This window comes from Evansella tamaricis (genome assembly GCF_019042215.1).
GTDB lineage: Bacteria > Bacillota > Bacilli > Bacillales > Salisediminibacteriaceae > Evansella > Evansella tamaricis.
This window is the reverse complement of sequence record NZ_JAHQCS010000107.1, coordinates 93,847-102,875: the sequence shown is the minus strand read 5'-3', so window position 1 is coordinate 102,875 and position 9,029 is coordinate 93,847. Positions and strand designations below refer to the sequence as shown.

Here is a 9,029-nt window from a genome sequence, read left to right as displayed (position 1 = left end):
AATACAAAGCGAAATGGTATGGTAAAACAATCGTGAAAATAAGCAGATGGTTTCCGTCTAGTCAAATATGTTCCGATTGTGGACATCAAGATGGCAAGAAATCTCTTGAAATAAGGGATTGGACTTGTCCTGTTTGCAACGAACATCACGATAGAGATATAAATGCCAGCAAAAATATCCTAGCCGAAGGTTTAAGAACCTTAGTTTTGGCTTAAACAAAAAAATAGAACCGTAGGAATCTACGGGGATAGCTTGGTCAATAAGAGAAACCTCTGTTGGCAAAGAAATACGCTAACAAGTACGCTCTATTCCCAAGAATCTCCCACTTCTAACAACCCGAAAGGGTGTTAAGTGGTGAGTAGTTCAAAGGAGACCTTAATCATATCATCGCAAATGATATTGTAGATGGGTCTGTCATTGTTGAAATTTCATCCAGTGACTTCGGTTTCGAAACGTCAGGCTCCGGAGTGTGGACAAAGATAGATTAGTTATTGATGCAGCTGAATTTGTTCACGAAATAATATAAAAAGTATAAAAAGCCCGGTGGCCCCTAACCGTTAAAGTGAAATTCATACTTTAGGGTGAGTACCATATGGGCTTTTCTTAATTGTCCGAAAAACAAGATTTTGAAAAAATAAAGTGTATCGTTACCATTACCGCCGTTTCTTAATATCGTATTTCTAAATAAAAGAAGACCGATTATGGAAGGAGACGCTTGGTTTAAAGTGTCATAAATCGTCTGCGTCCATTTCTAATGGCCCTAATGTAGTTTAATGATAAAATGAAATAAAGAGCAGGCTATAAATTGAATTACAGTATTTTGTAAAGTTATGTCAACAAAGGAGGACCGGCCATATGATGAAAGTGGATTTAAACGGAAGTTGGAAGATGAAAAAGGTACAAGACAAGGAATGGATTGAGGCGACAGTGCCAGGTTCGGTTTTGTGGGACCTTTTAGCGGCGGAAAAAATTCCCGATCCCTTTTACCGGGACAATGAAGACTTTGTAAAAGAATGGACAAAATTTGATTATCAATATGAACGGGAGTTTCATGTGGACAGCAAGTTGATGGCTTGCGATAGGATCGTATTATCTACAAAAGGTCTGGACACACTTGCTGACCTTTTTATTAACGGGGAGAGCATCATCACCACGGACAACATGCACCGGAGCTATGAAGTAGACATAAAACCGAATGTTCAGGAAGGCTCCAATACCATAGCGGTAACCTTTTTTTCCCCAACCAACTATACAAAAAAGTTGCTAAAGGAGTTTCCGGATGTGTGGAATACATTGAATGGCCCCATGCCGGGAATCTCTCAAATCCGTAAAGCCCATTATATGTTTGGCTGGGATTGGGGGCCGCAGTTGCCGGACATGGGAATTTGGCGAGACATTGCAGTCGAAGGCTATGAAAACGGCAGACTGGAGGATATATACATAACGCAACACCACAAGGACGGGGAAGTTACTCTCATGATTGATGTGAAGGTGAGTCACTTTGGGGACAGGGACACACCTCTTGAGGGAGAAGTTCACTTAACGGACCCTTCTGGGAAAAAACAAGTGGTGGGAATACCAACCGTTCATGGGAAGGAACAAGTGGAGATACAAGTGGAAAATCCCCAATTGTGGTGGCCAAATGGTTATGGCAAACAGCCCCTCTATGAAGTGGAAGTATTGTTGAAGTATGATGACACGGTGATCGATTGTAAGGAAATGAAAATTGGGTTACGTACAATAGAAGTAAACCGGGAGAAGGATGAGTGGGGGGAAGCATTTGAATTTGTCGTCAATGGAGTTGATTTGTTTGCCATGGGGGCTAATTACATTCCTGAAGACAATTTGCTGACACGGAAGTCTGGGTACACAACAGAGAATTTGATTCAGGATTGCGTGGACGCCAACTTCAATTGCATCCGCGTCTGGGGAGGCGGTATTTATCCGAGCGACCATTTTTATGATCTGTGTGATGAATATGGATTAATCGTCTGGCAGGATTTTATGTTTGCCTGTGCTACATATCAGCTCACAGATGAATTTAAAGAAACGGTCAAAGAGGAAGCCGTCGACAACATCCGTCGTCTTCGCCATCATGCCTCGTTAGGACTCTGGTGCGGAAACAATGAGATGGAGGAAGCGTGGGAAGGATGGGATTTTCCAAAGCCGGATTATCTCCGTGAGGATTACTTGGAACTGTTTGAAAAAATTCTCCCTGAGATCGTAAAAAGGGAGGATCCAAATACATTCTATTGGCCAGCATCCCCATCTTCAGGAGGTGGGTTTGACGATCCCAATGACCCGAATCGGGGAGATGTCCACTATTGGCAAGTGTGGCATGGGAAAAAGCCGTTCACTGAATACCGCAATTTCTATTTCCGTTTCTGTTCAGAGTTCGGATTCGAATCGCTGCCATCTATGAAAACGATTGAGGAGTTCACTGTACCAGAGGACCGAAATCTTTTTTCCCATGTTATGGAAAAGCATCAGAAGAATGAAGCGGGAAATGGTCTGATTCTCCATTATCTGAGCCAGTATTTAAAGTACCCGGAGGACTTTGAAAGTCTCGTGTATGCCTCGCAAGTGCTTCAGGCGGAAGCGATCAAATACGGGGTAGAGCATTGGCGCCGTCACCGGGGCAGGTGCATGGGTTCCACATACTGGCAGATGAATGATTGTTGGCCGGTATCTTCCTGGTCGAGCGTGGATTATTACGGCAGATGGAAGGCACTCCATTATGCGGCGAAAAAGTTCTATGCTCCTGTCCTGTTGTCTTGTGAAGAGGAAGGGACTGAGGCAAGCCTGACATTAACGAACGATACGCGAGATTTGGTTGTTGGAGACGTACATTGGCAATTGTGTTCCCACGATGGCACTGTCTTGAGCAGGGGCAGCCAAGAAGTTGAAGTAGAAGCGTTATCGGCGAAAAAAATTGTGGAGATGGATTTTACGAAGGATCTGAAAAGGCAATGGGATTCAGATAAGGATGAGGTTGAGGTTCACTCGTATGCTGGCACTGACGGATCGGTTGAATTTGATAATGGCTCTGCTTTGCGAAAGACATATCTGCATTTTTATTTTGAACAGGATGGAAACATTCTCAGTGAAGGAACGACGTTGTTTGTCCCTCCAAAACACTTTGATTGGTTAGACCCAAAAATTTCAGTGAATGTGGAAGAGCTGGAGGACCAGTTTGTGGTTCGATTGACAAGTTCGGCATTTGTGAAATTTGTTTTCCTAGATCTAACGGAGGCTGATTGTAAATTCAATAATAACTACTTTGACCTAGTACCTCATCGTGAGTTTGTGGTGTCTATTTGGAAAGAAAGCTTGAGCAAAAAGGAATATTCCTTAGCTGATTTAAAACGCCAGCTGAAGATTCAGACCGTTTATGATCTGGAAGTGAAAAGGAATTAAGAGTCTAATGGGTGAGATAGTGCGGCATGGAGCAACTTCCTACCGAACCTCCGGCAGAAGATCCGTTTCGGTCAGAAGATGTAGCAACTTCCTACCGAACCTCCGGCAGACGGAACCGTTCGGTCAGAAGATGTAGCAACTTCCTACCGAAACTCCAGCTGACGCTCCCGTTGGGTCAGAAGATGTAGCAACTTCCTACCGAACCTCCGGCTGAAGCTCCCGTTCGGTCAGAAGATGTAGCAACTTCCTACCGAACCTCCGGCTGAAGATCCGTTTCGGTCAGAAGATGTAGCAACTTCCTACCGAACCTCCGTCTGAAGCTCCCGTTCGGTCAGAAGATGTAGCAACTTCCTACCGAACCTCCGGCAGAAGATCCGTTTCGGTCAGAAGATGTAGCAACTTCCTACCGAAACACCGTCTGAAGCATCCGTTTGGTCAGAAGATGGGGTAACTTCTTACCGAACCTCCGGCAGACGGAACCGTTGGGTCAGAAGATGTAGCAACTTCCTACCGAACCTCCGTCTGAAGCATCCGTTTGGTCAGAAGATGGGGTAACTTCTGACCGAACCTCCGTCTGAAGCATCCGTTCGGTCAGAAGATGTAGCAACTTCCTACCGAACCTCCGGCAGACGGAACCGTTCGGTCAGAAGATGTAGCAACTTTCTACCGAACCTCCGTCTGAAGCAACCGTTCGGTCAGAAGATGTAGCAACTTTCTACCGAACCTCCGTCTGAAGCAACCGTTCGGTCAGAAGATGGAGCAACTACCTACCGAAACACCGTCTGAAGCATCCGTTCGGTCAGAAGATGTAGCAACTTCCTACCGAACCTCCGGCAGACGGAACCGTTTGGTCAGAAGATGTAGCAACTTCCTACCGAACCTCCGGCTGAAGCTCCGTTTTGGTCAGAAGATGTAGCAACTACCTACCGAAACTCCAGCTGAAGCATCCGTACGGTCACAAGATCCACCAACATCCACCAACATTTTACCAAATACCAGCCCGACCAGCTTCAATCTCCAGACGGATTACATGAATGAGAGGGTAAATCTCGAGTCGAGAACTGATCAAGCATCGAGTGGCGGTTGGAGCGAGGTCACATTATAACCAGACTACTATTCCCCGTTCAGAGAAAACAAAAAAAAGCAATCCCAACAGGATTACCCTTGGGATTGCTTCCTTAGTTAGTTATTCAGATTTTCATAACTTTTCGTTTTATTTCGGTAATAAATAGATAGTAAGCTATCTTTCGTTTCATCGTCAGTTTCCAAATTATCATTCTTTCCATTTGAGGCATTTTGAAACTTAGTCTGAGGATAAAAGAATACATAGATGTTCTTGCCAAATTTAAACCCATCATCGCCACTGTATCCCTTATCACTTAAACTGCCCACCTGAGAGCTATCGCTATCAAGTAGTGGATGTAATTTGGATTCCTGCATGATAACTTTCGAATACTTCGAGAACTTTTCTAAGAACATGTCCAGTTCTTCCGTTTTCCAGGAACTATGTACTGGTGGAGGGAGTTCTTCTGTCAACTGTCCCACTAAAGGTGAAGTGGTGGGGTTTGAACCCGAGTTCGACTCCTTTTTCAAACCTACATTAACACACCATCTCATTCCATCTGGCAAGTATTCTTGGTCATTCATAAAACAAAAATCCACTTCGTCTTCTCCGTTGATGAAGGACGACACCTTTTTCCACCAATCCCAAAATACTCCTGGCGATGCATTTACAGAGGAATAATAGTCATTCCCTTTGTGGGGAATAAGTTCGAAAGAGCCCCCTCTAAAATGATAGGTTCTTATTTTTCCATGACGGATAAAGAAGAGATACTTATGAATCACTGATATTACCTACCTTCAGTTTCATTACTAATTTGTTTCATTTCCATCATCTTTTCTTGAATTTCCTCCGCAGAGAGTTCGGAATTTAACTCCTTTAGTGTGCTTTCCATAATGGAGGCAATCTGTTTGTTTTCAGAGATAGACAGGTTTCCTTTTAAATAGTCACTTAACTTTAACTCTTCAAATCCGTTCACTTTAAACTGTTCAATATAAGCCTTCACTTCTTCTGCTTTCATGTTTTGTTTCCCAACTTCCACCCAGAAATCAGCAGGGATACTAATCTCCGCTTTTTCTTCAATGCCTTTCGCAAGGATTGCGGTACCGATGGCCGTATATGCCATTCTTTCTTCCGGTTTTAAGTTTTTCATTTTTTCCGCATCCAATTGAACTTCCTCACGCAAATACTGGATGTAATCCTCTGTAGATTGAAATTCTTCTGCTGATTTATCGCTTTCTGCCGCTTTCGCCCCAAGATCTTCCGCCGTTTCATCTTTGTTTATTAGACCGAATATTTGAGACAAAGTCTCTACAGCCGCTGATATAACTCTTAAAATCATTTCAATTTTTGGTCCATTGACTACGATCGTTCTTGCTAAATTTGTAAGCGCAGTTCCGATGGCACTGGAACAGTTAGTAATAACCGTTACAACTGGACCTACAATCCCTGTTAAAAATGCTCCAAAACCCATTATGAAATCCCCCTTAAATGATCACTGTGATGGTTGATCGTTTGTTTTATGTTGTCTTTCAGAACATCTTGGAAAAAATCGTTTATATATCCTTTTCGTTCTTCTAAACTGCAATCCTTTTGGTGCTTATAAAGCTGAACGGCAATGATGTGATAAAGCATGTCCATTTCCATCGGAAAATCCGTTAACATAGTTTCTAAAAACTCTTTAAATCCCTTTAATTTATTTTGGTTGATAGCATCCCGGTACATGGAGAATAGTTCCTTGTCTTGCAATAAATCAATGTATTTTTCCAAAAATTCAACGCTTGGTTCCTGCTCTAACCATTCAATACCAGCAAAGATCCCTTTTTTATACGATGATTGATAGAATCGTAGAATTCTTTCCCGTAATTCCTGTTCTAATGTCTGGAAAGTCCCGGTTGTATTCGTTGTGGGAATAATTTGGACTTGTAACGCTTTATTCCACCCTTGTGTGAAAACAATGGCCCTTCCCACTTCCAGGTTGGATAAGAAGTTCTTTTGTTCGTCACTTAACGCCATCGTATTTCCAATTGCTTCTTTATCATCTTTTGCAAAAATCTTATGGACAATTTTGGTGTTTGTATTCTTCAGGACTTCTGACGTGAGCTTATCGGGAATCTGATCCACAATGATGAGGGATTCTCCATATTTACGAACTTCAGCTAGCATGTCCGTAAACACTTCTACCCCTTGTTTTTTAGTTAAACTTTCCCCAGGAACGTATTTACTTAAAAGACGATGTGCTTCTTCCATTAATGTAATGTGTTTAAATTCCCCTGTTTTGAAAAACTTGGCTTTCATGGCTTCCATGAGGTTGGTTAAGATAAATCCCATCATTAAAGATTTTTCACTGCCACTTCGGATTTCCTCCAATTCCAAGATAACTCTCCGTTCCAATAGGCTTTCAAAATCAATGGATCTTTTTGTGTTCAAAATAAGCCCTTTCGTTCCAACTAATAACCCTTGCAGCCTTGCTTTGATTGAACCGATATAATCATTTTTTAATCGATCATCAAATCCTTGTTGATGGACAACCTTCTCGATCTTATGTAGTAAATCCTCGAGAGTGGGGAAGGGAAAGATTCCATCTTCAAACGGGTTCGAATAGAACTTATTTTTGTTTGTGGCAATATTCCAACCATAATCTTCATAACATTCATAAATAGCCGCTTCTAGCAACTGAGGGATAGCCGCTTCCATTTTGAAGGATGCCTCCAAACTGGCTTTAATCATGTCCACTCTTGAAGTGATACTTTCATGTTCAAAAAACTCGAATGGATTCAATCGGAACGGAGCAATCGTATTTTTCCCAAGGGTAAAAATGAGTAAATCATCAAACCGTTCGTGTAAAATTCGATACTCAGTTTTGGCCGGTTCTATGACGAGAAACGGAAGTTCACTGTCCACAAGCAGTTTCTGACAAGTAGTGGTTTTTCCACTCCCAGTTACTCCTGTCACAAAGATGTGCTTATTTAAATTTTCCTTTTCAAGGGAGACTTCAATGGTCTGTAACTCCCTGCCGCTCTGGACTAAATTTCCCAAAGGAATAGACTGGGTTTCCTCTGAATGATCCTCTCCCTTCCTGGAATGGGGAAGGGAGTTGAAGTTAAGCCCAAATTCCACTTCTTCTTTCAAACTCAAGCCAACGACTTCCTTTTGAGGTAATCCAGCGATTAAACTCAGTTCATTCGTTGAAATCCAGTTTCCTAAATATGCCTTCGAATCCGTCACCACTTGAGAGAGAACCGATCTGGAAAACAATTCGTTTTGTGTCGTCTTTTCAAGAGTTCCCCTCGGAAGTTGGAACTTCTTAAAGCTATCCAACAACCGTTTGTTATCTGTTATATTTAATGTTAATGGTACCTTGTTACCGCTTTTTCCTGAATAGAGGGAACGCATCGTATTCCCCAGTTTAAATAAATTTAATTTGTTATTGGAGAGGAGAAATGCACTCGTAATAAAAATTCCATTCCCTTTTCCATAATCAAGTCTCGGAAGGATTACCTCATCCAAATACTTTAGCCATTCTTGTGCTTCTTTGTTGATAAATTCCAGTGTGACGGATTGGTTCTCACTCTTTGTATGCCCAGTGCTTTCAGTTGCTGATTCTCCATTTGTAATGGAGGTGGAGGTGGCATTACTTTCTGTGGAACTTTCCGACTCACTTTTTCCCCAAGTATCAGAGGTGCTACTCCCTTCCTGGCCTGATTCCGTTTCACTCCGCTGATTATTATTATGGGATTTGGAAGTTCCCTTTGTGGTTGACTTGGAAGTTCCGGAGCTGCCACCTTCGTTTGTGGATTGCCCTTCTGTTTTTCCCACCGTAATCGTCGTTCCGTTTACGTTAGAGTGCGTTGTTGTTTTGGTTTTCCCTTCGTTGACCCCGAAACTATTTCCCTCCTGCACATTCTTTTTCGTAAGTGGAGTGATGGAGGAGTAGGCATGGTTTACGTTCTTTTCCATTTCGGTGATGGATGCTTGGTCCATTGGATCAGCGATGATGACTAACCCGAATTGATCTCCCAACATCACATCGATTAATCTGTCAACCCCTTGAAAGTCCTTGCTGTCTTCGTTAATTCCAGGAACCCCCTCCAGAAATCCTCCATACTCCATGGATTGGATAGACTGGAGAAGCTGCTGTTTTCTTTTTGGGGGAACTTCCGTAATTTTACTTCCACGGAAGTTCCCGCTTAAACTGGGGCGTAAAATGTTTTCTCCAATTTCATTAATATTAATAGATAAAGGTTGTGCTGTTCCTTCATTTAACTTTCGGACGACACCGAAATAAAATTGAACCCCGTTTTGATCTCCAAGGATTAGGTAGATAAAACTCACCCCTTCAATCCGGAGAGCACTCAGGACATTTTCAAACGCTTCTTTTCTTGGAGACTGATCTTCAAACGTTAACTCTTCAATATGATAAAAAGAAACGTCCTGAAGCAAAAGCGTATCCAATTCCTTTGTCTTCAATCGATGATTATTCCCTAAGTAATAGTTAGTTTGGTTTGAGATGAAGTCTAGTACAAATGTGTCTTTTTCCATGGGAACCCTC

5 protein-coding genes and 1 pseudogene are annotated in these 9,029 nt (G+C 42.3%); 3 read left to right on the top strand and 3 right to left on the bottom strand.

Going from position 1 to position 9,029, the window contains the following annotated elements:
• The 3 genes and pseudogenes from KS419_RS13420 to KS419_RS13415 form a co-directional block, all read left to right on the top strand.
• A partial coding sequence (locus tag KS419_RS13420) for a zinc ribbon domain-containing protein (RefSeq protein ID WP_217065473.1) occupies positions 1–215 on the top strand: 215 nt, incomplete at its 5' end.
• 162 nt (positions 216–377) lie between these two features.
• Positions 378–488, top strand: a pseudogene (locus tag KS419_RS25685) (Rv1352/Rv1906c domain-containing protein); the annotation flags it as partial.
• Positions 489–855: 367 nt separating this feature from the next.
• Complete coding sequence (locus tag KS419_RS13415; RefSeq protein WP_217066917.1) at positions 856–3,417, top strand: beta-mannosidase; 2,562 nt, start codon at positions 856–858, stop codon at positions 3,415–3,417.
• Positions 3,418–4,599: 1,182 nt separating this feature from the next.
• On the opposite strand, the gene KS419_RS13410 is transcribed toward KS419_RS13415, so the two are convergent.
• The 3 genes from KS419_RS13410 to KS419_RS13400 are packed head-to-tail and all read right to left on the bottom strand — an operon-like array spanning position 4,600 to position 9,019.
• Entirely contained in the window at positions 4,600–5,262 is a 663-nt protein-coding gene (locus KS419_RS13410) for a hypothetical protein (RefSeq protein ID WP_217066916.1), read from the bottom strand.
• 5 nt (positions 5,263–5,267) lie between these two features.
• On the bottom strand, positions 5,268–5,951 hold the full coding sequence (locus KS419_RS13405; protein WP_217066915.1) for a hypothetical protein: 684 nt from the start codon (positions 5,949–5,951) through the stop codon (positions 5,268–5,270).
• Positions 5,951–9,019, bottom strand: coding sequence for a serine-rich family protein (locus tag KS419_RS13400; protein ID WP_217066914.1), 3,069 nt, complete (start codon positions 9,017–9,019; stop codon positions 5,951–5,953). Before KS419_RS13400 ends, KS419_RS13405 begins: the two co-directional genes overlap by 1 nt.
• Between the last annotated feature and the right edge of the window lie 10 nt (positions 9,020–9,029).